General features: G+C 70.8%; 22 protein-coding genes and 1 pseudogene. 16 read left to right on the top strand and 7 right to left on the bottom strand.

What is annotated here, in order from left to right; translation table 11 throughout:
* Positions 1-7 precede the first annotated feature (7 nt).
* The 12 genes from HDC93_RS34515 to HDC93_RS34460 all read left to right on the top strand — a co-directional run bounded on the left by HDC93_RS34515 (position 8) and on the right by HDC93_RS34460 (position 13,137).
* A complete protein-coding gene (locus tag HDC93_RS34515) occupies positions 8-889 on the top strand; it encodes a cyclopropane-fatty-acyl-phospholipid synthase family protein (protein ID WP_185014760.1) in 882 nt (293 codons plus the stop codon).
* A gap of 315 nt (positions 890-1,204) precedes the next feature.
* Entirely contained in the window at positions 1,205-1,759 is a 555-nt protein-coding gene (locus tag HDC93_RS34510) for an LmbU family transcriptional regulator (RefSeq protein WP_311774708.1), read from the top strand.
* Positions 1,760-1,923: 164 nt separating this feature from the next.
* On the top strand, positions 1,924-2,412 hold the full coding sequence (locus HDC93_RS34505) for a PH domain-containing protein (protein ID WP_185014758.1): 489 nt from the start codon (positions 1,924-1,926) through the stop codon (positions 2,410-2,412).
* Positions 2,409-4,001 carry a PH domain-containing protein gene (locus tag HDC93_RS34500; RefSeq protein WP_185014757.1) on the top strand — a complete coding sequence of 531 codons (1,593 nt, stop codon included), beginning with the start codon at positions 2,409-2,411 and terminating at the stop codon, positions 3,999-4,001. The genes HDC93_RS34505 and HDC93_RS34500 overlap by 4 nt, the downstream gene beginning before the upstream one ends.
* Complete coding sequence (locus tag HDC93_RS34495) at positions 3,998-4,978, top strand: aldo/keto reductase (RefSeq protein WP_398987538.1); 981 nt, start codon at positions 3,998-4,000, stop codon at positions 4,976-4,978. The genes HDC93_RS34500 and HDC93_RS34495 overlap by 4 nt, the downstream gene beginning before the upstream one ends.
* On the top strand, positions 4,978-5,538 hold the full coding sequence (locus tag HDC93_RS34490; RefSeq protein ID WP_185014756.1) for a GNAT family N-acetyltransferase: 561 nt from the start codon (positions 4,978-4,980) through the stop codon (positions 5,536-5,538). Before HDC93_RS34495 ends, HDC93_RS34490 begins: the two co-directional genes overlap by 1 nt.
* A gap of 78 nt (positions 5,539-5,616) precedes the next feature.
* Positions 5,617-6,642: an NAD-dependent epimerase/dehydratase family protein gene (locus tag HDC93_RS34485; protein WP_311774707.1), complete on the top strand. Its 1,026-nt coding sequence runs from the start codon at positions 5,617-5,619 to the stop codon at positions 6,640-6,642.
* Positions 6,643-6,665: 23 nt separating this feature from the next.
* Positions 6,666-7,955: an activator-dependent family glycosyltransferase gene (locus HDC93_RS34480; protein ID WP_185014755.1), complete on the top strand. Its 1,290-nt coding sequence runs from the start codon at positions 6,666-6,668 to the stop codon at positions 7,953-7,955.
* Between the two features lie 13 nt (positions 7,956-7,968).
* Complete coding sequence (locus HDC93_RS34475) at positions 7,969-9,243, top strand: activator-dependent family glycosyltransferase (RefSeq protein WP_185014754.1); 1,275 nt, start codon at positions 7,969-7,971, stop codon at positions 9,241-9,243.
* Between the two features lie 19 nt (positions 9,244-9,262).
* The gene (locus tag HDC93_RS34470; RefSeq protein ID WP_185014753.1) at positions 9,263-10,543 is read left to right on the top strand and encodes an activator-dependent family glycosyltransferase; all 1,281 of its coding nucleotides are present in this window, start codon (positions 9,263-9,265) and stop codon (positions 10,541-10,543) included.
* Positions 10,544-10,567: 24 nt separating this feature from the next.
* Positions 10,568-11,854 (top strand): activator-dependent family glycosyltransferase, encoded by a 1,287-nt coding sequence (locus HDC93_RS34465; RefSeq protein ID WP_185014752.1) that lies wholly within the window; start codon positions 10,568-10,570, stop codon positions 11,852-11,854.
* A 5-nt stretch (positions 11,855-11,859) separates the two neighbouring features.
* The gene (locus HDC93_RS34460; protein ID WP_185014751.1) at positions 11,860-13,137 is read left to right on the top strand and encodes an activator-dependent family glycosyltransferase; all 1,278 of its coding nucleotides are present in this window, start codon (positions 11,860-11,862) and stop codon (positions 13,135-13,137) included.
* 235 nt (positions 13,138-13,372) lie between these two features.
* Here the strand turns inward: HDC93_RS34460 and HDC93_RS39845 are convergent.
* From HDC93_RS39845 to rfbB, 6 genes and pseudogenes are all read right to left on the bottom strand, one after another.
* Positions 13,373-13,933, bottom strand: a pseudogene (locus HDC93_RS39845) (BTAD domain-containing putative transcriptional regulator); the annotation flags it as partial.
* A gap of 428 nt (positions 13,934-14,361) precedes the next feature.
* The gene (locus HDC93_RS34450; RefSeq protein ID WP_221517492.1) at positions 14,362-16,887 is read right to left on the bottom strand and encodes an ABC transporter permease; all 2,526 of its coding nucleotides are present in this window, start codon (positions 16,885-16,887) and stop codon (positions 14,362-14,364) included.
* Positions 16,884-17,675 carry an ABC transporter ATP-binding protein gene (locus tag HDC93_RS34445; RefSeq protein WP_185014750.1) on the bottom strand — a complete coding sequence of 264 codons (792 nt, stop codon included), beginning with the start codon at positions 17,673-17,675 and terminating at the stop codon, positions 16,884-16,886. Before HDC93_RS34445 ends, HDC93_RS34450 begins: the two co-directional genes overlap by 4 nt.
* A 175-nt stretch (positions 17,676-17,850) precedes the next feature.
* Entirely contained in the window at positions 17,851-18,849 is a 999-nt protein-coding gene (locus HDC93_RS34440; RefSeq protein ID WP_311774706.1) for an NAD-dependent epimerase/dehydratase, read from the bottom strand.
* A 93-nt stretch (positions 18,850-18,942) separates the two neighbouring features.
* A complete protein-coding gene (locus HDC93_RS34435) occupies positions 18,943-20,193 on the bottom strand; it encodes a flavin-dependent oxidoreductase (RefSeq protein ID WP_185014749.1) in 1,251 nt (416 codons plus the stop codon).
* Between the two features lie 37 nt (positions 20,194-20,230).
* Positions 20,231-21,235, bottom strand: a complete 1,005-nt coding sequence (gene rfbB, locus HDC93_RS34430; protein ID WP_185014748.1) for a dTDP-glucose 4,6-dehydratase — start codon at positions 21,233-21,235, stop codon at positions 20,231-20,233.
* 76 nt (positions 21,236-21,311) lie between these two features.
* On the opposite strand from rfbB, the gene sbnB reads away from it, so the two are divergent.
* The 4 genes from sbnB (at position 21,312) to HDC93_RS34410 (ending at position 25,171) form a co-directional block, all read left to right on the top strand.
* The gene (gene sbnB / locus HDC93_RS34425; RefSeq protein WP_185014747.1) at positions 21,312-22,346 is read left to right on the top strand and encodes a 2,3-diaminopropionate biosynthesis protein SbnB; all 1,035 of its coding nucleotides are present in this window, start codon (positions 21,312-21,314) and stop codon (positions 22,344-22,346) included.
* Positions 22,347-22,490: 144 nt separating this feature from the next.
* Positions 22,491-23,219: a hypothetical protein gene (locus tag HDC93_RS34420; RefSeq protein WP_185014746.1), complete on the top strand. Its 729-nt coding sequence runs from the start codon at positions 22,491-22,493 to the stop codon at positions 23,217-23,219.
* A 78-nt stretch (positions 23,220-23,297) separates the two neighbouring features.
* Entirely contained in the window at positions 23,298-24,458 is a 1,161-nt protein-coding gene (locus HDC93_RS34415; RefSeq protein WP_185014774.1) for a sensor histidine kinase, read from the top strand.
* Positions 24,446-25,171 (top strand): response regulator transcription factor, encoded by a 726-nt coding sequence (locus HDC93_RS34410; RefSeq protein WP_185014745.1) that lies wholly within the window; start codon positions 24,446-24,448, stop codon positions 25,169-25,171. The genes HDC93_RS34415 and HDC93_RS34410 overlap by 13 nt, the downstream gene beginning before the upstream one ends.
* A 58-nt stretch (positions 25,172-25,229) precedes the next feature.
* Here HDC93_RS34410 and HDC93_RS34405 read toward each other — a convergent pair whose 3' ends face one another.
* A complete protein-coding gene (locus HDC93_RS34405) occupies positions 25,230-26,171 on the bottom strand; it encodes an ornithine carbamoyltransferase (protein WP_185014744.1) in 942 nt (313 codons plus the stop codon).

The raw sequence follows: 26,171 nt of genomic DNA, 5'->3' as shown, positions 1-26,171 counted from the left end.
GCCGCAGATGAGCCAGGCGGCGTCCGGTCCGCACTCCCCCGTGGTCCCTGACCCGGACGACGTGGACGACTTCTACGACCGCAACAACCGGGTGCTGACCGAGCTGTTCGGCGGCAGCATCCACTACGGCTACTGGCACGGGCCGAACGACATCAGCGGCCTGGAGGTCGCCGGCGCCCGGATGACGGACGAGGTCCTGGACCGCCTGGACGTGCAGCCGGGAATGAAGGTGCTCGATCTCGGCTGCGGCACGGGCGGGCCCGGGGTGCGCCTGGCCAAGTGGTCCGACGCGGACATCACCGGAATCTCCGTCAGCGCCCAGGACGTCGCCCTCGCCTCACAGCGCGCCCGGGACGAGGGCGTCGCGGACCGCATCAGGTTCCAGCAGGCCAACGCGACCCGGATGCCGTTCGAGGACGGCACCTTCGACCGTGTGCTGGCGCTCGAGTCGGTGGTGCACATCACCGACCGTGTCCGGGCGCTCAAGGAGATCGCACGGGTCCTGAAACCGGGCGGCCGTGTGGTCCTGACCGACTACATCGTCCTCGGCCCCGAGATCGAGGACGAGGACAAGAGGGCGGCCACCGCACAGATCCTCTCCGCGATGCGGACGGCCCCGATGGTGCGGGCCGACGCCTACCCGGGCTTCCTGGCGGCGGCCGGTCTGACGGCGGTGGAGATCACCGACATCACCGAGCACACCAAATACACGCTGGGGCGCCTGCACCTGGCGATGGCGGCACACAGCCGGGAGCACGGTGCCCTGCCCCCGGAACTGAAGCTCGTGCACGACATGTGCGAGGGCATCGACTGGGTGGAGTACGCCCAGCAGCCGCAGACCGACGGTGTCGTCCTCGTGGTGGGGCAGATCCCGCCGGCCCGCGACTGACCAGGAGGTCCCGCACGCGCCCCTGCCGGCCGAGGTCACCCAGGCCTCCACACCGGCAGGGGCTTTTCCGCGCGTGCCGCACCACCTGGGTGTTTAGAAGTCGTCGAGGAGTCTTCTATACCCGCTCTGCCATGATCCGAATGAGAGACCAGGCACGAACGGAATGAGAACCCCACAGTGATCAACCCCCGTCCTTCAGCCGGTACGAGGCCACCTCTGATTCCGCAGCAGAGGACCGTCAGGAAACAACCACCACCGAACGGCACGGCGGTACGGCGTATGGCGCACGATGGTGGGGCCATGGAAGCAAGAGCGGTGACGAAAAGGACCGCTCTGCAGATTTCTCAGGGAATATCCATAGGCGAGTGGTGCGATCTGGGACGCCATATCTTCGTCATCGCGGACTCGTCGGCCTGGTGGCTCGGGGACTGGCTCATCTACGGCCAGGCCAAGTACCCGAACCGCTACAAGCATGCGATCGCCGAGACCTCGCTCGACTACCAGACACTGCGCAACTACGCGTGGGTGGCCCGCCGCTTCAGTCCGGACCGGCGGCGCGAGAAGCTGAGCTTCCAGCACCATGCCGAGGTCGCCGGCCTGCCCGAGGAGGACCAGGACCGCTGGCTCGGCCAAGCCGAGGAGCAGCGCTGGTCGCGGAACGAACTCCGGCGGCAGATCCGCCGCAGCCGGGAGGTGGAGCGCGGCGCCGCCGCGGACGTCGTGCACTTCCAGGTCAGTCTCATCGCCGACCAGAAGCAGCGGTGGGAGGCCGCCGCCGAACGGACCGAAAAGAATCTGGCCGACTGGATCATCTCCACCCTGGACAACGCGGCCATCACCGTGCTCGCGACCGAGGAAGAAGAGCACTGAAAATTCCCGGAACGCTACGCACACCGCCTCTCCGGTAAACCACCGGAAAACGGGGCTCCGCGTCGTCCCGAAGATTCCGTCGATTGCTGTGGACAGCCGATGTGATGCAGCATGTCGCCATGACCGAGGAACTGACCGGAATGACCTTGGCATCGAATCTTGAAATGACGCTTGGGATGCGGTCCCCGCGCAACAGAGTCGAACGCAAAAGCATCCTGTGGTGGACGACGGCGAATCTGGCCAAGGCTGTCGGCGTGCTCGGTGCCCTGGCTCTGCTCCACGCCGTGTCCGAACCGTCCCGGCCATGGCTCGAGCCGGTGCTCGGGGTGCTCGGCGTCGTCTACGCGCTGCGCGTGACGGTCGCCCCGACCTGCCGGTATCTCATCCACCGCTGGGAGGTGAGCGACGAGGCGGTGTACTCCCTCAGGGGCTGGGTGGTCCGCGAGTGGCGGGTCACCCCCGTCTCCCGTATCCAGACCATCGACACCATACGAGGGCCCCTTCAGCAGCTCTTCGGTCTGGCCACGCTGCGGGTCACCACGGCGTCCCGGCAGGGCCAGGTCATCATCTCCGGCCTGGACGCCGACGTGGCCACGCGCCTCGCGGCGGAGCTCACCGCCGTCACCCAGGCCACACCCGGAGACGCGACATGAGCGCCGGCACCGCGGTCCGCCCGGAAACGGACTCGGCCGGCTGGCTGCGCCTCGACGTCCGGGTGGTCTGGATGGACACCATCGCCTTCCTGCTCTCCATGCTGCCCAGCTACCTGACGGTGTTCCTGCTGGACCTCCAGCCCGGCTCCGCCGCGGTCTGGGGCTCGGCCGTGAGCAGCGCGCTCGGCGCCGTCCGTCCCCTGGGAGACCTGTTGCGCTGGCTCAAGACCAGGTACCGGGTCACGGACGAGCGGGTCGAGCAGCGCGTCGGCGTTCTGGTCCGCAAGTACCGCTACGTCCCCCGGGACCGGATCCGCAGTGTGGACGCCACGGCCCGCTTCTGGCACCGGCTGGCCGGGCTGCGGGTGGTGCACATCGGCTCGGGTGACGCGCAGGCCCCCTTCCGCCTGAACGCGGTCTCCAAGGCCACGGCCGAGCGACTGCGCCAGGAACTGCTCCGCGGGCGGACGCCGCCCACCGCGCCGCCGGCGGAGCAGACGGCGGCGGCGGCCGCCGCCGAGCACGACGAGGCGGCCGGGGAGACGGAGTTGGCCACGCTGCGATGGTCGTGGATGGCCTACAACCTGGTCAGTATCTGGGCGTTCTTCGTCGCCGGATTCCTGATCGCCGGCGTCTACTGGTCCCTGTTCCTGGTGGGCATCGACCTGCGCAGGACGGTGGGCTCGCTCGTCGACCGCGTCGGCATCGGGCCGGGCTGGACCATCACGCTCGGTACCGTCGCCGTGTTCCTGATCGGCCTCATCGGTCTCGCAGTGGGCTTCGTCACCGAGAACTACGGCTTCCGGCTGGTCCGTACGCCCACCGAGCAGGGCACCGCGCTGGTCACCCGGCACGGGTTGTTCCAGACCCGCGAGGTCCACCGCGACGACGCCCGCCTGCGGGGAATCCACCTCAGTGAGCCGCTGTTCTGGCGCTGGATCGGCCTGGCGGAGACGGAGGTCATCTCCACGGGGCTCGGCAGCTGGTCGCTGAGCAGTGAGCCCGCCAGCCGTATCCTGCCGCGCGGGCCGGTCACGGAGGCCCGGCGCGTCGCACGCCTGGTGCTCGACGACGACGTGCATCCGCTGGAGGTGCCGCTACGGCCGCACCCGCGGGCGGCGCTCTACCGGAGGCTGTGGTGGGCGCTGTGCGTTCCCCTTGCCGCGGCGGGACTCCTGGCCTGGCTCGGGGCCACCGGCGCGGTCGCGGCGTGGGCCTGGCTCGTCCCCGTGACCGGGCTGCCCGTCACCGTCGTCCTCGCGGTCGTCGCCCACCGGGCCCTGGGCCACACGGTGGTGGGTCGTTACGTCGTGCTGCGCTGTGGACTTCTCAGCAGGTCCACGGCGGCGCTCCAGACAAAAGCGGTCATCGGCTGGACAGTGCGCCAGTCATTCGTGCAACGTTGGCTCGGCTTGATGACCGTGCGGGTTTCCACGGCGGCCGGATATCGCACTTACCAGGCACCTGACATCGGCGCAGAAGACGCCGTGGCCTTCTTACGTCAGGCGAGTCCGGAGCTACTTTCTTCCTTTGTCGAAGAACGTGAGTCACCACATCCCCTTTCCTATACCGACGGATTGTCAGAATGATGCGGGAGACGTTTCTTTCCGAGGACTTCCGAGTGAGCGCACTCGGTCTTGGCTGTAGTTCCATGTCCCACGGTTACAACCCGGGCGACCGTGACGACGAGGAGTCGATCCGGGTCATCCGCCGGGCCGTCGACCTCGGCATCGACCTCTTCGACACTGCGGACGTCTACGGCCCCTACACCAACGAGCAACTGCTGGGCCGGGCGCTGCACGGCAGCAAGGGCCAGGTGGCCAGCAAGTGCGGCCTGGTGCCGGCTCCCGACGGCACCCTCAGCAGGAACGGGGCGCCCGGCCATCTGCGGCGCGCCTGCGAGGGGTCGCTGCGCCGGCTCGGCCGGGAGACGATCGACCTGTACCAGTTGCACCGTGTCGACCCGGCGGTACCGCTGGAGGAGTCCTGGGGGGCGCTGGGCGAGCTGGTGACCGAGGGCAAGGTGCGGGCGCTGGGCATCTCGCACGCCACTGTGGAGGAACTGACGCGGGCACACGCGGTGTTCCCCATCACGGCCGTCCAATACGAGCTCTCGGTCTGGGCCACCGGCAACCTGACCACCGTGCTGCCCTGGTGCCGCCGCAACGGCGTGGGTTTCCTCGCGTTCGCCCCGCTCGGCCGCGGTTATCTCTCGGGCACGGTCGACCGGTCGGGGCTAGACGCGAGCGACTCCCGCAGCCGGGACCCGCGCTTCGCTCCGGACGCCTTCCGCGCCAACCAGGTGATCGTGGAGGTGCTGCGTGCCATCGCGCGGCGGCACGAGGCCACGCCGTCGCAGGTGGCCATCGCCTGGGTCCTGGCGCAGGGCCGCGACGTGGTGCCGATACCGGGCACCAGACGGCTGTCCTGGCTCGAGGAGAACGTGGCCGCCTGTGACGTGCAGCTCACCGAAGAGGACTTCGCCCAGATCGCCGGACTGCCCACGACCACAGGCGAGATGGGCTGGGACCGCGACAGGTTCCCCACAGCATTGGAGCAGCGCTGATGTTCCCGCACACCCAGACCCGCAGGATCGTCCTCGACCCCGCCTCCACCGCCGACGCACGGGACAACGTGGTGAGCACGCTGCTGCGGACGGGGCTGGAGAGCGTGCGCCCCGTGGGCGACCCGGCAGCGGCCCTGATGGAGCGGTGCTGCGCGGCCTTCCTGGTCAGGCAACGGGCCAGCGGCGCCGTGCTCGGCTTCAGCATGCTGCACGGCCTCAGACCCGCCGGGCACGTCCGGTGCGGGCTGTATCTCGACCCGCAGCAGGCGCGGATGGGGGTCGGAGCGGAGGCCGTCCACCTCACGGTCAACTACGCCTTCGCCGCGTACGACGTCACGAAGGTGATCGCGCAGACGACCCGGGCGAGCTTCGCCGCCTTCGGGCTGAGCGAGGACGAACCCAGCCGGACGGCGGTGCTCGATGACTTCCTCTATTTCCGCGGGCGTTTCTGGGACCTGCACACCTTCGAGGTCCAGCGGTGGGAATGGGAGTACTACATCGGCCGGAATCTGGACCGGCTCCTTCCCCCGCCACTGAGCTGGCGCACCGCTCCGGCGTGACGACGGCATCAGGAATTCCCGGACCTCGACAACGGCAACCTCCGTGCGGATCACGGCCGGAATATCTAAGGAGAACGTGTGGCAGGCCAAGAAGCGAAGCCGACCGTGGTGGTGCTCGGTGCTTCGGGTCTCCTGGGCACAGCCGTCGCCCGTGAGCTGGCGACGCGGCCGGTCCGGCTGCGCCTGGTCGGGCGGCGGGCCCCCCGGGTGCCCCGCGCGGGCGTCGCGGACGTCGAGACGCACCGGGCGGACCTCACCACGGCCGGCGCCGTAGCCGAGGCGGTCGAGGGAGCCGACGCCGTGATCCATCTGGCCGCCTACATGACGGGGCCCAACGCCTGGCGGGTGGCGGGCACCGACTCCGCCGCCGAGCGGGTCAACGTCGGGACGATGCGCGCGCTGGTCGCGGCAGTGCGGGCCCAGCGCCGGCGGCACGCACCGGCGGTGCTGTTCTCCGGGGCGATGTCCCAGTGCGGCGCCTCGGCCGTCGGCCGCATCACCAGCGATCTCCCGGACCGGCCCCTGACCGGGTACGACCAGCAGAAGGCGGACGCCGAGCGCACCCTGCGCGAGGCCACTCGCGAGGGCCTGACGCGTGGTGCGACCCTACGGTTGGCCACCCTGTACGGGCAGGGCACCGACCCGACCGACCTGGACCGCGGCGTGGTCGCGGTCATGGCCCGCCGGGCGTTCGCGGGACAGCCGCTCACTATGTGGGACGACGGCACGGCCAAGCGCGACCTGCTCTGTGTCGACGACGCGGCCCGGGCGTTCGGCGCCGCGCTCGACGCCGTGGACGCGCTGGCCGGCCGGCACTGGCTGGTCGGCACCGGGCAGGGCACCAGCATCTGCGAACTGTTCTCCGAGGTCTCGCGGAGCGTCGCCGCGTGCACCGGCGGCGCCGCGGTCCCCGTGGTGTCCGTCCCGCCCGCCGCGCACGCCCTGCCGACCGACCGGCTGGACCTGGTGGTGGACCCGTCCGCGTTCCAGAGCGCCACCGGCTGGCGGGCCCGGGTGCCCCTCGCCGAGGGCGTCCGCCGGGCCTGCGCCGCCGTGGCCGGGGAGCCGGGGGTCGCCGACCGCGCGCGGGCCGACCGGCTGTGACCGGTGGAGAGGAGCAGTAGCCGATGCGCGTCCTGTTCGCCACGTACGCCGAACGCACCCACTTCCTCGCCATGGCGCCACTGGCCTGGGCCTTGCGCACCGCGGGGCACGAGGTGCGGTTCGCCGGCCAGCCGACGTTCACCGACGAGATCACGCAGGCCGGTCTGACCGCCGTCGGCGTCGGCCGCTCCCTGGATCCGGCGCGGATGATGGAGCTGGCCCCCGACGACGCGGGCAGAGCCGGGCTTCCGGAGCCGTACGACGTCGCCACCCGCCTGCCCGAGCAGATCGCGTGGGGTCCGCTGCGGGACGCCTACGCCCGGCAGGTACGGCACTGGCACCGCGTGGAGAACGTGCCGATGGTCGCCGACCTGGTGGCGTTCGCCCGCTCCTGGCAGCCGGACCTGGTGATCTGGGAGCCCACCACCTTCGCCGGAGCGATCGCGGCGAAGGCGTGCGGCGCCGCCCATGCCCGGCTCATGTTCGGCCTGGACGTCTACGGCGTCACCCGGGACCACTTCCTGCGGCTGCGTGCCCTCCAGCCCGCGACCGAGCGCGCGGACCCCCTGGGCGAGTGGCTGGCCTCCTACGGCCGCAGGTACGGCTTCGACTTCTCCGAGGACCTGGTCACCGGCCACTTCACCATCGACCAGCTGCCCGGCTCGGTGCGCATGGAGGCGGACCTGCGTTATGTACCGATGCGGTACGTGCCCTTCGGGGGCCCCGCCGTCGTACCGCGGTGGCTCTGGGCGGCCAGGCCCGAGCGGCCGCGGGTGGCGCTGAGTTTCGGCCTGGTGGCGACCGAGCGGTACGGCGGGTACGTCGTCGGGGTGCGGGAGATCCTCGAGTCGCTGGCCGACCTGGACGTCGAGGTCGTCGCCACCATCGCCGAGTCCGAGCAGAGCAAGCTCGGCACCGTGCCCGGCAACGCCAGCGTCGTCTCCTACGTCCCGCTGCACGCGCTCGTACCGACCTGCTCCGCCGTCATCCACCACGCCGGGTTCGGCACCTTGTCGACCGTCGCGCTGCACGGGGTGCCGCAGTTGCTGCTGCCCGTGGACTCCGACGCGCCGGAACTCGCCCGCCGCCTGGTGGCCCAGGGGGGCGCCCGGTGCGTCCCGGCCGGTGAGGCGACCGGCCCCGTGGTGCGGGAGCGGCTGGTGGAACTGCTGAGCGAACCGTCCTTCCGGGAGGGGGCGCGCCGGCTGCGCGCCCAGGTCCACGACATGCCCGCCCCCAACCAACTGGTTGCCCACCTAGAGCAGTTGACGGCCGCACACCGCGGCCGCCCCGCCCATCGTCCATCTGCCTGAAAGAGGAGGCCCGGTGCGCGTCCTGCTCGCCGTAAATCCCGAGAAGACCATTTTCCAGTACATGGTGCCGCTGGCCTGGGCGCTGCGCACCGCCGGTCACGACGTGCGGGTGGCCGGCCAGCCGGCGTTCGCCGACGTCGTCACGCAGGCCGGCCTGACGGCGGTGCCGCTCGGCAGCGACCGCAACCCGTGGCGGATCACGGCGCACAAGCCGCAGGCCCGCGCCGAGATGCGGGTGGGCATACCCGAGCCGTACGACGCCTTCGACGACCCGGCCAAGTCCACCTGGGACTACCTGAAGCCCGGCATCCACGCCGCGGCGAAGGGCTGGCACCGGGTCAGCAACTTCCCCATCATCGCGGACCTGGTGGAGTTCGCCCGGTCCTGGAAGCCGGACCTGGTGATCTGGGAACCGCTGACGTACGCCGGGCCGATCGCGGCGAAGGCGGTGGGCGCCGCCCACGCCAGGATCCTGTTCGGCATCGACGTCTTCGGCGGCGTCCGCCGGCGCTACCTCGAACTCAAAGCCCAACAACCCCCCAGCGAACAAGCCGACCCCCTCGCCGACTGGCTCGCCGGATACGGCCGCACCTACGGCTTCGACTTCACCGAAGACATGCTCACCGGCCACTTCACCATCGACCAGTTCCCCGCCAGCCTCCAGACCGAAGCACCCGGCCTGCACTACCTCCGCATGCGCTACGTCCCCTACGGCGGCCGCGCCATCGTCCCCGACTGGCTCCGCGACCCCCCCAAACGCCCCCGCGTCGCCCTCACCATGGGCCTGAGCGCCACCGAGATCTTCGACGGCTACACCATCTCCCTCCAGGACATCCTCACCGCCCTCGCCGACCTCGACATCGACATCGTCGCCACCGTCGCCGACAACGAACGCAAACACCTCACCCACATCCCCGACAACGCCCACCTCGTCCCCTACGTCCCCTGGCACGCACTCGTCCCCACCTGCTCCGCCGTCATCCACCACGCCGGAGCCGCCACCCTCGCCACCACCAGCCTCACCCCCGTCCCCCAACTCGCCCTCCACTACCACTTCGACCAACCCATCCTCGCCCGCAAACTCGCCGACACCGGCGCCGGACTCGCCATCCACACCAGCCAAGCCACCGGCCCCGCCGTCCGCCACGCCGTCCAACGCCTCCTCACCGAACCCCACTTCCACCAAGCAGCCTCCCGCCTCACCCACGAAATCACCACCCTCCCCAGCCCCAACGAACTCGTCCCCCAGATCGAGCGCCTCGTCGAGACCCATGCCCACGCCCGCTGACCTCACCGGAAAGAGACCGATGCGCGTCCTGTTGACGACCTACCCGGAGAAGAGCTTCCTTCAGGCGATGGTGCCGCTGGCCTGGGCGCTGCGCACCGCTGGCCATGACGTCCGCGTCGCCAGCCAGCCCGAGCTGATCGACACCATCACGCAGGCCGGCCTGACCGCGGTGTCCGTCGGCCGCAACCGTGGCATCTGGCGCGTGGCGGAGCTCGACCCGGAATCGCGCGAGGCGGAGCGAGAGGGCCTGCCGGACCCCTACAACGCGGCCGTGCTCGATCCGCAGGAGCTGAGCTGGGAGGCGATGCGCGACGGATACCAGCACCATGTCGAGCACTGGCACCGGTTCGACAACTTCCCCATGATCGCCGACCTGGTGGAGTTCGCCCGCTCCTGGCAGCCCGACCTGGTCCTGTGGGAGCCCACCACCTACGCCGGACCGATCGCCGCGCGGGCGTGCGGCGCCGCCCACGGCAGGCTGCTGTGGAGCATCGACGTGTTCGGGGTGACCCGCGAGCGGTACCTGCGGCTGAACGAACAGCGTCCGGCCGGTCACCGTGCCGACCCGCTGGGCACCTGGCTGGAATCCTACGCCCGCAAGTACGGCTTCGACTTCGGCGAGGACCTGGTCACCGGGCAGTTCACCATCGACCAGCTGCCGGACTCGCTGCGCATGGAGGCCGGGTCGCTGGAGTACCTGCCCGTGCAGTACGTGCCGTACGGCGGCGCGGCCGTCGTACCGAGGTGGCTGTGGACCGAGCCCGAGCGGCCACGGGTCGCCCTCACACTCGGCATCACCGCGACCAACCGCTTCAGCGGGTACGTCGTCGGGGTGCGGGAGATCCTTGAGTCGCTGGCCGACCTGGACGTCGAGGTCGTCGCCACCATCGCCGAGTCCGAGCAGAGCAAGCTCGGCACCGTGCCCGGCAACGCCCGCGTCGTCTCCTACGTCCCGCTGCACGCGCTCGTACCGACCTGCTCCGCCGTCATCCACCACGCCGGCCCAGGAACGCTGCTCACCACGGCTCTGGGCGCGGTGCCCCAGGTGTGTCTGCCCTGGGACTTCGACGAGCCGGAGCTGGCCGGGCGGCTCGCGGCGCAGGGCTCGGCCACGACGATCCTCGCCGACCAGGCCACCGGGCCAGTCGTACGCGAGCATGTGCGGCGGCTGCTGGACGACCCGGCCTTCGGGCAGCGGGCCCGCGCGATGCGTGACGAGATCCGAGCGCTGCCGAGCCCGAACGCGCTCGTCCCGCGTCTGGAACAGCTCACCGACAAGTACCGCGCAGCCGGCCGCTGACCGACCCCACAAGGAGACCGCGCCATGCGCGTGCTGTTCGTCACCAACCCGGAAAAGACGATCTCCCGCTATCTCGTGTCGCCGGCCTGGGCGCTCAGAACGGCCGGGCACGACGTCCGGTTCGCGGCTCAGCCCGGCTTCGCGGACGTCATCACCGGCGCCGGGCTGACCGCCGTGCCGGTCGGCTCCAACCGCAACCAGATGCGGATCGCGCGCATGGCGCCGGAGCAGCTGGAGGCCCAGCGGGCCGGCCTTCCGGAGCCGTACGACGTCCTGGACCACCCGGACAGGGCGTCCTGGGAGTACCTCCGATCAGGAATGGAGGTGTCGCTGCGGGACTGGCACAAGATGGAGAACTTCCCCATCATCGCGGACCTGGTGGAGTTCGCCCGGTCCTGGCAGCCGGACCTGGTGATCTGGGAACCAACCGCCTACGCGGGGGCGATCGCGGCGAAGGCGGTGGGCGCCGCCCACGCCAGGATCCTGTTCGGCATCGACGTCTTCGGCGGCGTCCGCCGGCGCTACCTCGAACTCAAAGCCCAACAACCCCCCAGCGAACAAGCCGACCCCCTCGCCGACTGGCTCGCCGGATACGGCCGCACCTACGGCTTCGACTTCACCGAAGACATGCTCACCGGCCACTTCACCATCGACCAGTTCCCCGCCAGCCTCCAGACCGAAGCACCCGGCCTGCACTACCTCCGCATGCGCTACGTCCCCTACGGCGGCCGCGCCATCGTCCCCGACTGGCTCCGCGACCCCCCCAAACGCCCCCGCGTCGCCCTCACCATGGGCCTGAGCGCCACCGAGATCTTCGACGGCTACACCATCTCCCTCCAGGACATCCTCACCGCCCTCGCCGACCTCGACATCGACATCGTCGCCACCGTCGCCGACAACGAACGCAAACACCTCACCCACATCCCCGACAACGCCCACCTCGTCCCCTACGTCCCCTGGCACGCACTCGTCCCCACCTGCTCCGCCGTCATCCACCACGCCGGAGCCGCCACCCTCGCCACCACCAGCCTCACCCCCGTCCCCCAACTCGCCCTCCACTACCACTTCGACCAACCCATCCTCGCCCGCAAACTCGCCGACACCGGCGCCGGACTCGCCATCCACACCAGCCAAGCCACCGGCCCCGCCGTCCGCCACGCCGTCCAACGCCTCCTCACCGAACCCCACTTCCACCAAGCAGCCACCCGCCTCACCCACGAAATCACCACCCTCCCCAGCCCCAACGACGCCGTGGCGATGCTGGAGTCGCTGGTCGAGCGCCGGCGCAACCGCACCGAGCGGGCGGCCTGATCGTCATGCGCGTGCTGTTCGCCTGCTATCCCGAGAAGACCCACTTCCTGGCCATGGCACCGCTGGCCTGGGCGCTGCGCGCTGCGGGTCACGACGTGTGCTTCGCCAGTCAGCCCAAGTTCGTCCCGGAGATCACCCGGGCCGGTCTGACGGCTGTCGCGGTCGGCGGGAACCGGGACCTGTGGCAGGTCATGACCCGCGACCCAGACTGGCTGGACAACGGCGTCGCCGGATGGCCAGAGCCCTACGCGGCGGCCGACGAGACCGACACGTCGGCGATCACGTGGGAGCGGCTGCACGACGGCTACGCCTTTCAGGTGACGCGCTGGCACAAGATGACCAACGTGCCGCTGATGGCGGACTTGGTGGAGTTCGCCCGGCAGTGGCGGCCCGACCTGGTGCTGTGGGAACCCTCCACGTACGCCGCCGCGGTGGCCGCCAAGGCGTGCGGCGCGGCGCACGGCCGGGTGCTCTTCGGCGTGGACGTCTTCGGCGTCACCCGGGAGAGATTCCTGCGGCTGCGCGACGAGCGTTCCGGGGAGCGCCGGTCGGACCCGCTGGCCGAGTGGCTCGGCGCCTACGCGGGCAAGTACGGCACGGAGTTCGGCGAGGACCTGGTCACGGGGCAGTTCTCCGTGGATTTAATGCCGCGCTTCCTCCAGACCGAGGCCGCGCTCAAGTACGTACCGGTGCGCTACACGCCCTACGGCGGCGCGGCCGTCGTACCGCAGTGGCTGCGGGACGAGCCCGAACGCCCTCGGGTGGCCCTCACCACCGGGCTGAGCTCCGCCGAGTACGACACCGAGCATGCGGTGCGCGCACGGGATGTGCTGGACGCGCTAACGGGCTTGGACGTGGAGGTGGTGGCGACGGTCTCCGCGGGCGCGCGGGAGGGGCTCGGACCGGTCCCCGACCGGGTGCGCCTGGTGGAGTTCGTTCCGATGCAGCCGCTGCTGGCCACCTGTTCCGCCATCGTCCACCACGGCGGCTTCGGCAGTCTGTGCACCGCGGCCCTGCAAGGGGTGCCGCAGTTGGTCCTGCCGTACGACTGCGACGAGCCGGTGCTCGCCGAGCGTCTGGCGGCCCGCGGCGGCGCACTCGCCCTCCACGCGACGCGGGCCACGGCGGACGGGATCCGGGAGCGGGTGCGGCGGCTGCTGACCGAGCCCTCGTTCGCCCGCTGCGCCGAGGACGTCCGCCGGGAGCTGGCCGCCGTTCCCGGTCCGCACCAGCTGGTAAAGCGGCTGGAGGATCTGGCCGCCCGTCACCGCCGGCGCCGCTGAGACGGTCCTGCCGAGCACCGTCCGGGAGGACGGTGCTCGCCGAGGGGCGCGGCCCCGATCCAGGCCGGGGCCAGGCCGGAGGAGGAGTGTTCGGTGACCGGGGCCAGGATCCGCGCGGAGGTGAACACCAGCCGGTTCCGTACTGCGGTACCTGGGGAGGCTCCTCCTGCTGGATGATCTGGCCGTAGAGCTCCTGCACATGCTGGCCGGGCTCGATGCCCATCTGCTCGGCGAGTCCGGCGCGCAGCCGGTGATAGGCGTTGAGCGCGTCGACCTGCCGGCCCAACCCGATGCAGCAGATCATCAGCAGCTGGCAGAGCCGCTCGCGCAGCGGGTTCTCACGGGCCAGCGGCATGAGTTCGCTCAGCACCTCGTGGTGCAGCCCCTGCCCGAGCAGCAGTTCGGCCCGCTCCTCGATGGCGGTGAGCCGCAGTTCTGTCAGGCGGTCGCGTTCGTCGTCGGCGTGAGGGCCCGGGACACCGCTGTAGGCCGTGCCCTCCCACAGGCCGAGCGCGGCGTCCAGGGTGGACACGGCCCGGTCGACGGCTCCCAGGGCGCGGTGCTGCCACGCGGCCTTCAGGAGGGACTCGAACCTCAGCTGGTCGACCTGGTCCGGTGCCAGCATCAGCGTGTAGCCATTGCGTCCGGAGGGCAGCAGCTCGGAGTCGCCGCGGCCGCTGCGGCCGGGGTCGAACGCCTTCCTGAGCCGCGTGACATAGGTGTAGACGCTGTTGATCGCAGCAGGCGGTGCCTCCCAGTCCCACACGGCCTGGACGAGTTCCCCGCGGCTCACCATCTGCTGTGCGCGTGCCGCCAGAACGGCGAACACGGCCTGCTGCTTCGGCGAGCCCAAGTCCACTTGTCGTTCGCCGATCCACAGTCCTGCCGGCCCGAGAAGCCGTGCTCGTAAAATGTCGGTCCCGCTGGCCAACAGCATTGGCAACCCCCATGTTCCGGGGGCCGGAAACCGGTGGGCACGGCCGCGGGCCGCTCAGGCGAAAAGCCGTCACAGGATGCGCTGGTCAGGCGCATCCGCACCACCAGTGCCAAGCCCCCCTTAACAACTGCCGTCTTGATGTAATCGCAACCGTAACTCACCAGTAACAGCAGTGCACAATTGTTTTTGGAGGGACCGATTCCGGAGGGGGAACGGGGAGTGCGGCCGACAGCGGGGGATTCCGTCGGCCGCACGCTAGGGGGCCCCTCATCCCAGGGGCGGGCACCTCATTGCTGCTGGATCGCCCGCAGGACGTGCATCCTGGCGGCCCGCCTGGCCGGCCAGAGCGCGGCGAGCAGGCCGACCGCGATGCCCCCGAGGAGGTACAGCGCGAGCGGCAGCAGCGGGAGGGCCAGGTGCTCGACGCCGCTGTCCGTCATGGCTCGCTGGAGCAGCCAGCCGGTGCCCACTCCGAGGCCCAGCCCGACCACCACACCGAACACCGCGATGATCACCGACTCCATCGAGACCATGGCGCGCACCTGGCCTCCGCTCATCCCGACCGCCCTGAGCAGGCCGATCTCCCGGGTGCGCTCCATCACCGAAAGCCCGAGGGTGTTGACGAGACCCACGGCCGCGACCAGCACGGACAGCACGAGCAGGACCGTGACGATGTTGAGCAGCCGGTCCACGTCGGACCGGGCGTTGGCCTTGGCTCCCTCACTGTCCTTCAGTGCGACGTTCGGGAAGGCGCGCAGCGCCGAGGCCAGCGCCTGCCGCATCCCGGGCGGCGCGCTGTCGTCGAGGGTGACGAACGCCTGGCGCACCAGGGTGCCCGACGAGTGCGCGCGGTAGCCGGCGGTACTCATCACCAACGGTTCCTCGACGATCTCGTTCGCCTCGTACAGGCCCTTGATCCGGAAGGTCGCCCGGTGCCCGTCGGGGTACTCGCCGGGGACCGCGCTGCCCACCTTCCACTTCTTCTGCTCGGCGAGCGACCGCTGGACCAGCACCTCGTCCTCGCGCAGTGACGCGCTGCCGCTCGACACGTCCAGCGTCGTGACGTCCGCCAGCGCGACGGGATCGGCCACGGCCACACCCTGCTCGTCGGACTTCAGCTTGACGACGCCCTGCCGCAGCGACACGGTCTTCTTCACGCCGCGCACGGCGGCGACCCGGTCCACGGCCTCGGCGGTGAAGCCCTTGGTGCCGCGCGACTCCATGAAGAAGTCGGCGCGGAACTGGCGCTCGATCCTCCGGTCGGCCGAGGTGTTCATCGAGGCCGCCAGGACGGTGGCCATGGTGATCAGGGCGAGCCCCACGGTCATCGCCGAGGCGGTAGCCGCGGAACGCCGCGGGGCGCGGCGGGCGTTCTCACGGCTGAGCCGGCCGACCATGCCGCCGAGGCGGGCCGCGGGCCAGCCGAGCACCTTCACCATCGGGCGGATCAGGACCGGGCTGAGCATGACGACGGCCACGAACACGAACACGGCGCTCAGTGCCACCAGTGTCGCCCCCTCCTCACCGCCGTCCTGCAGCCCGGCGGTGACCCCGAAGGCGCCGAGGAGCAGGAGCAGCACGGAGAGGACCGTGCGGACCTTCATGCCGCGCGCCGGCAGGCCGATGTCGTCGCGCAGCGCGGCGACCGGGGGCACCTTCGCGGCCCGGCGGGCCGGCAGATAGGCGGCCACCACGGTGACGAGGACACCGACCGCGAGGGACCAGGCGACCGTGTCCGCCTCGATCACCGGGGAGGCCAGGGGCAGTTTCGTGCCCAGGCGGGAGAACACGGCGCGCAGCAGGTAGGACAGGCCCGCGCCCGCGCCCAGACCGAGCAGCGCGCCGAGGAAGCCCACGCAGGCCGCCTCGCCCAGCACCGCGCGGGTCACCTGACCGCGGTGGGCGCCCACGGCCCGCAGCAGGGCGAGGGACCTGACGCGCTGCGTCATCAGCATGCTGAAGGTGTTGAGGATGATGAAGGAGCCGACCAGGACGGCGACGCCCGCGAAGGCCAGCAGGAACCAGTTGAGCATGCCGAACAGGGACTGGATCTGCGTCGTGTTCTCGTCGGCGACCTCCCGGGCCGTCCTGGCCTCGAAGCCGGCCGGCAGCTCGGCGCTGATCGCCTTCTCCAGGCGCTCGGAGGAGACGCCCTTCGCGGGTGCGGCCCACAGGGCGGTGTAGGACCCGTCCGCGCCGAGCAGGTCCCGGGCCGCGTCCGGGGCGAAGCCGACGAAGGACACGTCCTCGCTGGTGTCGTCGCCCAGGGTGAACAGCCCGGCCACCCGCATGCTCCGGGTGGTGCGCTCGGTGACCACGGTGATCCGGTCGCCGACCGTGATGGCGCCGTCCTTGGCGGTGTTGTCCTCGACCACGACCTCGTCGGCCGCCTCGGGGCGCTTACCCGAGCTGATGCGCATCTCGGAGTCGGGGCGCTCCACGTAGGACCGGCCCAGCTGGGCGAGGCCGTCACCACGGACGACCTTGCCGTCGTCCTGCAGGATGGCGGCGTAGCCCTCCACCGCTCCGACGAGGGACCGGGCCTCGTCGACGTTCTTTTCCAGGTCGGTCATGACCTTCTGCGGGATCAGGCGCGGGGCGGCGCCGTCGCTGGAGAACGAGTCCGCGGGCCGGACCATCACCTCGTCCCGGCTCGCGATGCCGGCGAACTGCCCGGACAGGGCGCGCGTCGTGGTGTCGGTGAAGATCATCGTCCCGGCCACGAACGCGACTCCGAGCGCGACCGAGATCAGGGTGAACAGCAGCCGCAGCCGGTGGGCCGCGAGATTGCGCAGGGTCAGCTTGGTCATCATCGCCCGGACGCCCCCGCGGACACCGGCTCGAAGCTCTTCATGAACTCCAGCACCTGGGCGGCGCTGGGCTGTGACATCCGGTCCACCAGGCTTCCGTCGGCGAGGAACACGACCTCGTCGGTGTATCCGGCCGCGATCGGGTCATGGGTCACCATGACGATCGACTGGCCCATCTGCCGGGCCGACTCCCGTAGGAAGGCGAGGACTTCGGCACCCGCACGCGAGTCCAGGTTGCCGGTCGGTTCGTCGGCGAAGATCACCTCGGGCTTGCCGACCAGGGCGCGGGCGCACGCCACCCGCTGCTGCTGACCGCCGGACAGCTCGGAGGGGCGGTGGTGCAGGCGCCCGGTCAGGCCCGTCGTCTCGATGACGGAGTCGAGCCAGTCCCGGTCCGGTTTCCGGCCGGCGATGCCCAGCGGCAGCGTGATGTTCTCCAGGGCGCTGAGCGTCGGCACGAGGTTGAACGACTGGAAGATGAAGCCGACTCGCTCCCGGCGCAGCCGTGTGAGCTTCTTGTCGCCGAGTCCGGTGATCTCCTGCTCCCCGATGAAGACCTGGCCGCTGTCGACGGCGTCGAGTCCGGCGAGGCAGTGCATCAGCGTCGACTTGCCCGAGCCCGAGGGGCCCATGACGCCCATGAACCGCCCTCGGGGGACGCTCAGCGACACCTCGCGCAGGGCCTTCACCTCCACCGCGCCGGAGGCGTACGTCTTGGAGATAGCCACGGCCCGGGCCGCGGCGGTTCCCGCACCGCCGTCGGCCGACCGGTTCTCCGCTCTCTGCGGCATCGCTGACTCCCCCGCTCTCTGCTCCACGGACGTTCTGAGGAAAGGTGACCCGGCAACGAGCCGGCCTCCGTCATCCTTCAGCGACCGGCACCACGCTGACCAGCGTTTCTGCGAGGGATAGACCAAAGTCGACATCATGCTGGCCGATGGTCGGGCCGGGTTGCCGACCTTCCGGTCAACCGTTGGCGGCGTGTGCGGCCAGCGCCGCGACGGTGTTCCGCAGGGCGAGGGGGAACGGGGTCCGGGGGTGCCATCCGGTGACCGCGTGGAAGGCGGAGTTGTCCACCACCACGTCGCGGAAGTCGGTGACCGGCGCGTGGTCCGGAGGCTCGACCGTGACGACGGGGACGGGCGGCCTGTCGGTGTGCGCGGCGACCGTCGCGGCGATGGCGCGGAACACCTCGCCCAGCGGAAGGCTCCGGCCCGCGCCCACCGGCCAGCGCCCACCGGCCAGTTCGTCCGCGTGCTCCAGCGCGGCCAGCACGGCACGGGCCACGTCGTGCACGTAGATCAGGTCGCGGAGTACCGTGCCGTCGTGCCACATGGTGAGCGGCTCCCCGGCGAGCGCGCGCCGGATCATGGCGGCCACCACGCCGCGGTCGTGGACGTCCCGGTGGCCGTCTCCGAACACGGTGGGGAGCCTGAGCACGACACCGCGCACCACGCCCTCCCGGCCGGCCTCCTCAAGTGCCCGCTCGGCCTGTTGTTTCTGCTGTTCGTAGACGGTGGCGGGTTCCTCCGGCACAGGCCCCTGCGGGACCGCCCCCGCCTGGATCACGACGGGCGGGGCCCCGGTGCCCCGGCGCCGTCCCAGGACACCGAGCAGGTCGTGCAGGACCCCCACGTTGACGCGTCGGCCCTCGGCGCTGTCGGCTGCCCGCCAGCCCCCGCTGCTCAGGACGAGGTTGACGACCGCGTGGGAGCCCGCGACGGCGTCGGCGAGGTGTGCGGGGTCGGTCAGGTCGGCGGTATGCACCTGAACGAGGTGGGCGTTCCGCTCGGGCAGCGGTGAGGGGCGGCGGGCCACCGCCCGGACGCGGGTGCTCCGGGCGGCGAGCGCCGCGGTGACCACCGAGCCGATGAAGCCGGAGGCTCCGAGCACGGTCACCACGGGTGCCTCGCCTGTGTCCCGGCTCCTGCCGGGCGCGGTCTCGTCGGTCGGAATCCTCGCCACGGGGCCTCCCTCGGCCACGGTCTGCTGGTTCGGGGCTCGCGCGCGGTCCCGCTGGCGGGACAGGCGGTGGTGTGCCGCACCGGGCGGCACTGGTCAGCGGCGGCTCGAAGGCCGCACGTCGTAACTGGCGCGCTCGTTCAGCACGGCGGGATCGAAGCCGGCCAGGCGCTTGTAGCGTCGCGCGATTTCGTCCCGCTCCGCGCGCGGCAGCACGGTCTCGAGGTCCGTGAAGGGCTCCGGGGACCGTTCGTGGACGAGTTTCATGACCACTTCGGGCCCCTGCTGCCGGTTGGCCAGCTGGACCGCCGTGGTCGGCGGGCGGCGCGCCTCCTCGTAGGCAGGCAGCGTACGTTCGGGGTCCGGCCGGCGGGCCAGCTCCCGGGCGAGGACCCGGCCGTCGAGGACGGCCTGGGAGGCGCCGTTGGAACCGATGGGGTACATCGGGTGCGCCGCGTCGCCGAGCAGCGTGACGCGGCCATGGCTCCAGCGCGGCAGCGGATCGCGGTCGACCATCGGGTACTCGTAGGCCTCCTCGGCGCCGCCGATGACCCCGGGGACGTCCAGCCAGTCGTAGCGCCAGTCGGCGAAGTGGCTTTGCACGGCGGCGAGATCGGCCCGTCCGTGCCAGTCGCCCCGTCCGGTGCGGACCTCCGCGAGGGGGCGCTCGGCGATCCAGTTGACCAGCACCCGGCCATCGGGGCCGGGGCCGGATATGGGGTAGGCGACGAACTTCTCCGTACCGTTCCCGGCCATGATCATCGAGCGGCCGGTGAGGAACGGCTCGGCGCGGGTGACGCCACGCCAGAGCACGAGTCCGTTCCAGCGTGGCTCCCCTTCGTCCGGGTACAGCACGCGGCGTACGGCGGAGTGGATGCCGTCCGCGCCGATCAGCACGTCGCAGCGGACCTCCTCGGCGCCGAACTCGGCGACCGCGCCCCGCTCGTCCTGCCGGAAGCCGGTCAGTGCGGCGCCCGTGCGCACGGCTTCGGGCCCGAGCCGCTCCCGCACGGCGGTCAGCAACAGCATCTGCAACCGGCCGCGGTGCACCGAGTACTGAGGCCAGTGGTAGCCGGCTGCCCTGCCGCGCGGCTCGGACCAGATGGCCTGGCCGTGACGGCTGTAGTAGGCGAGCTCCGCGGTGGCGACGGAGAGGGCCGCCAGCCGCTCCGCGAGGCCCAGCTCGGTCAGCTCCCGTACGGCGTGCGGCAGCAGGTTGATGCCGACGCCGAGGGGCCTGATCCGCGGGGCGGCCTCGGCGACCAGCACGTCGTGGCAGCCGGCCGCGTGCAGGCTCAGCGCTGCGGCGAGGCCGCCGATCCCGGCGCCCACGATGACCACTCTCACTTCCGGGCCCCCGTCCCGTGGTGCCGTGCGGCCCTCATCAGTGCCCCCACGCGCCCTCGGAGACCGGGATGCGGCCGCGCAGCGGGGCCCACCACTCCCGGTTCTCGGCGTACCAGCGGATCGTGTCCTTGATGCCTGTGCCGAAGTCGACGAGGGGGCTCCAGCCGAGCTCGGTGCGGATCTTGCGGGAGTCCAGCAGGTAGCGCCGGTCGTGTCCGGGCCGGTCCGGGACGATCATCTTGCGGTCCTGCGGCAGGCCGAGTTCCGCGAGGACCAGGTCGGCCATCTCGTCGACGCTCACCTCGACGCCGGTGCCGACGTGGTAGGTCTCGCCGATCCGTCCGCCCTTGAGTACGGCCTCGACGGCCCGGCAGTGGTCCAGGACGTGGATCCACTCGCGGCGGTTGTCCTTGGAGGCGTAGACCGGGATCGGCTCCTGGTCCAGGGAGCGCGTGATGAACAGGGGGAGAACCTTCTCCGGGAACTGGTAAGGCCCGTAGTTGTTGGCGCAGTTGGTGATGGTGACCGGCAGCCCGAACGTCTCGTGGTAGGCCCTGACGGCGTGGTCGGCGGCGGCCTTGCTGGCGTTGTAGGGGGTGCGCGGCCGGTACGGGCTCTCCTCGGTGAAGACCCGGTCGTCGTCGAGTGCCAGATCCCCGTAGACCTCGCAGGTGGAGATGTGGTGGAACCGGGCGACGCCGGCCCTGCGGCAGGAGTCGAGCAGCGCGTGGGTGCCCATGGTGTTGGTCTGGAAGAAGCGCCGGGGGTCGAGGACCGCGAGGCTGTTGTGCGACTCCGCGGCGAAGTTCACCACGGTCTCCACCTCGTGTTCGGCGAGCACTCTGTCCATGAGGGCGGAGTCGCCCATGTCGCCGTGCACGAAGGTCACCCAGTCGCGTACGTCGGCGAGATTCGCCTCGACTCCCGCATAGGTCAGCGCGTCCAGGGCCACAACGGAATCGTCCGGATAACGGCCGACCCAGTGGCGAACGAATTGGGAACCAATAAAACCGGCCGCACCGGTCACCAGAATTGAAGCCATGCTGGGCACATTACTACCGCCCTATGAATGTGTGCACGCCTTGAAAAAATGCAGCGGTTCACGCTAACCATGAGCCATGACTGCCACACCTTTGATACCTTCCTTCTCGGTCGTCTCCGGCGCCCAGGTGCACAGCGTCGTCGACGGCCGAGAAAGCCGCCTGCGGGAGATCGTGGAGTACGCCTATCGCCTGCACGGCGGCGGCGAGACCGTCAATCCGGACTCGTACTTCCTCAGATTTCCGGACCGTCCGTCGTCCCGCATAATCGCGCTTCCCGCGTCGGTCCGCGGCGATGTCGACGTACACGGCATGAAGTGGATATCCAGCTTCCCGGAGAATGTCGCGTCCGATATTCCCAGGGCATCAGCAGTGCTGATTCTCAATGACACGGCGACGGGTTATCCGTTCGCCTGCATGGAGAGCTCCATCATCAGCGCCGGCCGCACCGCGGCGTCGGCGGCGCTCGCGGCGGTACGGCTGAGCGCGTCGCGCGGGGTGCGGCCGCGGCGGGTCGGTTTCTGCGGGACGGGGCTGATCGCCCGCTATGTGTACCAGCATCTGCTGGCATCGGGACTGCGGTTCGAGGAGATCGGACTGCACGACCTGGCCGGCGAGCACGCCGCGGCGTTCCGGCAGCGGCTGCGCCGCACCGACGACACCCCGGTCGTCCTGCACGACCGTGCCGAGGACCTGGTCCGCTCCAGCGACCTCGTCGTCTTCGCGACGGTCGCCGGCGCCCCGCACCTGCACGACCCGGCGCTCTTCGCCCACCACCCGCTGGTGCTGCACGTCTCGCTGCGCGATCTGTCCCCCGAGATCATCCTGGAGTCCTGCAACGTCGTCGACGACGTCGACCACTGCCTGAAGGCGGACACGTCGCCGCATCTGGCCGAACAGCGCACCGGCAACCGCGACTTCGTGGCGGGCACCCTGTACGACGCGCTGACCGGGCGCCTCTCCGCGCCAGCCGACCGCACGGTCGTCTTCTCCCCGTTCGGCCTCGGTGTTCTCGACCTGGCAGTGGCCCGGTACGTGTACGACGAGCTCGCCGCCGCCGGCCGACTGCACACGGTTCCCGGCTTCTTCCACGAGACCCGCCGCTACGGCTGACGTGGCCGGAAGTCGCCGGAAGCGTCGACTTTCGGCTACTGTCCAGCCCCGCACGGCACTCCCTAGCATCGGTCACTCCTGAGCAACTCATGAGACGACTCATGACCAAGAGCGCCGTCGGCGGGGAATGAGAGCTGCACAGCCATGACCAAAGAGCAGCCCGGCAAGAAGAGCAACGGGCACACACCCGAAACGTCCGGCACTGTGACGGTGCTCGGCTACCCACGCTCGGACATGATGGTGATCCTGCTGGGCATGCCGCTGCTCGGCGTCGCTCTCGGCCTGCTGCTGCCGGTGGTGGCCCGCTGGGCGATCGAGCTGCCCAAGCTGCCCCTGCGGACGGTGTTCAAGTTCCTGGCCGCCGCGGACGAGCCGTGGAAGGTGGCCGCGTTCATGGGCGGAGGCCTCCTGCTCGGCATCGGGTTCGCCTTCGTGGCCCTGTCCGAGTCGCTGAAGATCACGCTCACCGACGCACGGATGGAGATCGAGCGCGAGGACCGTAAGACCATCGACCGCGCCGACGTGGCGGCCGTCTTCATGGACGGAAAGTCCCTCGTCGTGCTCGACCACGACTCCCGGCAGTTCGTCCGTGGCACCCACGAGGCCCCTGTGGAGAAGCTCGCCGCGGCCTTCCGGGCCCATGGCTACCCCTGGCTGGACCACGACCCCTACGGTGACCTGTTCCGGGCCTGGGCCCCGGACTCGCGCGAACTGTCCGCGGAGGTCAACTCCCTGCTCAAGGCCCGCCAGGAGGCGCGGAAGCGGAAGTCGAGCAGCGGCGTGCAGGAGCTGACCCACAGTTTGGAGAACCTGGGATACACCGTGCGGGACCAGGGAAACGAGCAGTTCTGGCGGCCCCTTGTCCGGTCGTGACCAGGCGTCGTCCGCCGCGCCCCGGGTCCGATCCGTGCCCCGGGTCCACCCCCTGGAGAAGACGGGCCTGCCGTGATCATGAAACTCCCCCGGCGCCCCGGGCGGGCCAGGCTGCTCGACGTGTTGTGCGCCTCGGCCTCCGCCATGGCGGCCCTGGCGTGGACCGTGGCGGCCTTCGAAAGCGGGGAGGTCACCGGCGACCTGCTGTTCTGGCTGATGTCGCTGGGCATCGCGGGCAGCGCGCTGCTGTGGTGGCGCCGCGCGCACCCGGTGCGGGTGGCGGTGGCGCTGGCGTGCTGTTACGCGGTGACCGACTTCGTGTTCGTCGCGGTGCTCTTCGCCGTCGGCACCGTCGCCGCGTACCGTCCCCGCAGGGTGGCCAACACGGTGGCCGCGTCGTGCGCGGTGGCGTACCTGCCGTTCTCCGCGAGCCATCTCCAGGGAACGGCCTCGCTCGTGGCCGCCAACGGGTTCAACATCGCGGCGCTGGTGCTGGCCGTCGGGCTCGGCCGCTTCCTGGGTTCCCGGCGTGACCTGGTCACCTCGCTCCAGGCGGAGGCCCGGGCCGCCGAAGCGGCCGCGCAGGCCCGCACGGACCGGGTCCGAGCCATGGAGCGCGAACGCATCGCGAGGGAGATGCATGACGTGCTGGCCCACCGGATCTCTCTGGTCAGCCTGCACGCCGGGGCCCTGAAGATCAGGACGGACCTGCCTCCGGAGGAGGTGGCCCGGGCCGCCGACACCATCCACCACAGCGCCCACCAGGCGATGGAGGACCTCCGGGCGATCCTCGGCATGCTGCGCTTCGGTACCGACGGCCAGGGCCTGCGGCCCCAGCCGGATCTGACCGATCTGCCGCGGCTCCTCGCCGAATGCCGCACGGCGGGCATGGACGTCACGGTGGACGACCGTCTGCCGGACAAGCCGGTGTCGCCGAACGTGGGCCGCACCGTCTACCACGTGGTCCAGGAGGGGCTGACCAACTGCCGCAAGCACGCGCCCGGATCACCCGTGGACCTCCTGCTGGAGCGCACCGACGACGGTCAACTGCACGTCCGGCTGCGCAATCCGCTGGCACGCAGCTCCGACGGGCCGTTGCTGCCCGGCTCCCACTACGGCCTGGTGGCGCTGGCCGAACGCCTGGATGTCGTCGGCGGACGGCTGGAACACGGCGTTCGGCGCGACGGGGTTGGGAAAGTCGCCTTCCATCTGGAAGCGTGGGTGCCATGGTCGATGTGATCCGCACCGTCGTCGTGGACGACGATCCGTTCGTGCGTATGGGGCTGACCATGGTCCTCGGAGCCGGGGACGGCATCGAGGTGGTGGGCGAGGCGTCGGACGGCGCCGAGGCGATCGAACTGGTCGAACGGCTGCGGCCGGACGTCGTGCTCATGGACATCCGCATGAACGGCATGGACGGTCTCACGGCGACCGCGCAGCTGCGGTCCCGCGCGGACGGGCCGGCCGTGATCGTGCTGACCGCGTTCGACACCGACAAGCATCTGCTGCGGGCCCTGCGGGCCGGCGCCAACGGTTTCCTGCTGAAGGACACCCCGCCGGACGACATCCTGGCCTCGGTGCGGCGCGCGGCCGGCGGCGAGTCGATCCTCGCCCCCGCGGCCCTGACCCGCCTCATCGACCACGTGGTACGCCTGGAGGACCAGGAACTGGTCGAGAGCCGGGCCGTCCAGACGCGTGCGGCGCTGGACCGGCTCACCGCCCGCGAGCGGGAGGTGGCGGTCGCGATCAGCGAGGGCAGGTCGAACATGGACATCGCCGCCTCGCTCTACATGAGCGTCGCCACGGTGAAGGCCAACGTGACGCGCATCCTCGCCAAGCTGGGGTGCACCAACCGGGTCCAGGTGGCCATCCTCGTCCACGAGGCCCGAGACGTGCCGTCTTCGGCGGCCGCCGACCGGCACCGCGCCGACCCGGGCGGCGGAAGGGCCTGACGCCGACGGCCGCACGGTGGTGTCCCACTCGGTGCGGCCGTCGTACGCCCACTCGCGCTCAGCGGTCGGCCATCACCCACTCCAGCACCGCCATCGCGCTGTACAGCTTGAACCGCGCCTGCTCGAAGGCGATGCTCGACGGCCCGTCCAGCACCTCGGCGGTCACCTCCTCACCCCGGTGGGCCGGCAGGTCGTGCAGGAAGAGAGCACCCGGCCAGCGGCCCATCAGGTCGCCGTCGACGCGGAACGGCTCGAAGCCGCGGCGCCAGTCGGGGTCGGGCTTGGTGGTTCCGGTGGTCTGCCAGCGCGTCGTGTAGACGACGTCGACCCGCTCCGGCAGGTCGTCCATGTCGTGCCGCTCGGCGATCCGGCCACCGCGGTCCCGGGCCAGCGCCCGCGCCTCGGCCAAGAGCCCGGCCGGCAGTCCGTAGCCTTCGGGCGTGCGGAACTCCACCCGCGTCCCGGGGAAGCGGGACAGTCCGAGGGCGAGCGCGGTGGCGGTGTTGTTGCCCTCCCCGACGTAGAGGACGCGCAGGTTGTCCACCGCGCCGAACCTGGCGGTCAGGGTGGACAGGTCGGCCAGCGCCTGGGTGGGGTGCTCGTCACTGGACATCGCGTTCACCACGGCCAGCCCCGTGTCCGCGAACAGCCGTAGCTCCTCGGGGTCACCGGCGGTTCTGACCACCAGCCCGTCGAGCATGCCGCCCAGGACGCGCGCCGTGTCCCCGGGTGTCTCACCTGTGTTGAGCTGGAGGTCCCCGGGGCCGTACGCGATGACCTGGGCGCCGAGCCGCAGGGCGCCGGTGGTGAAGGCCGTTCGGGTACGGGTCGAGGTCTTGCTGAAGTAGACGCCCACGACACGGCCGCTGAGCGGCCGGCTGTGCGCCGTGGGGTCCGCCGCGAACTCCGTACCGCGCCGGACGAGCCGGGCGAGGTCGTCGTCGGTGAGGTCGCGCAGCGAGATCACCCGTCGCGTGCCCTCAGCAGTGGTGACAGCCAT

Origin of the sequence: Streptomyces sp. AK010, assembly GCF_014207295.1 — a bacterium.
In the GTDB taxonomy this organism is placed as follows: domain Bacteria; phylum Actinomycetota; class Actinomycetes; order Streptomycetales; family Streptomycetaceae; genus Streptomyces; species Streptomyces massasporeus.
The sequence above is the reverse complement of the archived record's forward strand: the minus strand, read 5'-3'. Positions and strand labels throughout refer to the sequence as shown.

Bases quoted from the DNA above. Each gene is read 5' to 3' on its own strand.
- HDC93_RS34515 (WP_185014760.1), top strand. From the start codon at position 8: ATGAGCCAGGCGGCGTCCGGTCCGCACTCCCCCGTGGTCCCTGACCCG.
- HDC93_RS34505 (WP_185014758.1), top strand. From the start codon at position 1,924: ATGACGCTTGGGATGCGGTCCCCGCGCAACAGAGTCGAACGCAAAAGC.
- HDC93_RS34500 (WP_185014757.1), top strand. From the start codon at position 2,409: ATGAGCGCCGGCACCGCGGTCCGCCCGGAAACGGACTCGGCCGGCTGG.
- HDC93_RS34495 (WP_398987538.1), top strand. From the start codon at position 3,998: ATGATGCGGGAGACGTTTCTTTCCGAGGACTTCCGAGTGAGCGCACTC.
- HDC93_RS34490 (WP_185014756.1), top strand. From the start codon at position 4,978: ATGTTCCCGCACACCCAGACCCGCAGGATCGTCCTCGACCCCGCCTCC.
- HDC93_RS34480 (WP_185014755.1), top strand. From the start codon at position 6,666: ATGCGCGTCCTGTTCGCCACGTACGCCGAACGCACCCACTTCCTCGCC.
- HDC93_RS34470 (WP_185014753.1), top strand. From the start codon at position 9,263: ATGCGCGTCCTGTTGACGACCTACCCGGAGAAGAGCTTCCTTCAGGCG.
- HDC93_RS34465 (WP_185014752.1), top strand. From the start codon at position 10,568: ATGCGCGTGCTGTTCGTCACCAACCCGGAAAAGACGATCTCCCGCTAT.
- HDC93_RS34460 (WP_185014751.1), top strand. From the start codon at position 11,860: ATGCGCGTGCTGTTCGCCTGCTATCCCGAGAAGACCCACTTCCTGGCC.
- HDC93_RS34450 (WP_221517492.1), bottom strand. From the start codon at position 16,887: ATGATGACCAAGCTGACCCTGCGCAATCTCGCGGCCCACCGGCTGCGG.
- HDC93_RS34445 (WP_185014750.1), bottom strand. From the start codon at position 17,675: ATGCCGCAGAGAGCGGAGAACCGGTCGGCCGACGGCGGTGCGGGAACC.
- rfbB (WP_185014748.1), bottom strand. From the start codon at position 21,235: ATGGCTTCAATTCTGGTGACCGGTGCGGCCGGTTTTATTGGTTCCCAA.
- sbnB (WP_185014747.1), top strand. From the start codon at position 21,312: ATGACTGCCACACCTTTGATACCTTCCTTCTCGGTCGTCTCCGGCGCC.
- HDC93_RS34420 (WP_185014746.1), top strand. From the start codon at position 22,491: ATGACCAAAGAGCAGCCCGGCAAGAAGAGCAACGGGCACACACCCGAA.
- HDC93_RS34415 (WP_185014774.1), top strand. From the start codon at position 23,298: ATGAAACTCCCCCGGCGCCCCGGGCGGGCCAGGCTGCTCGACGTGTTG.
- HDC93_RS34410 (WP_185014745.1), top strand. From the start codon at position 24,446: ATGGTCGATGTGATCCGCACCGTCGTCGTGGACGACGATCCGTTCGTG.
- HDC93_RS34405 (WP_185014744.1), bottom strand. From the start codon at position 26,171: ATGGCTGTCACCACTGCTGAGGGCACGCGACGGGTGATCTCGCTGCGC.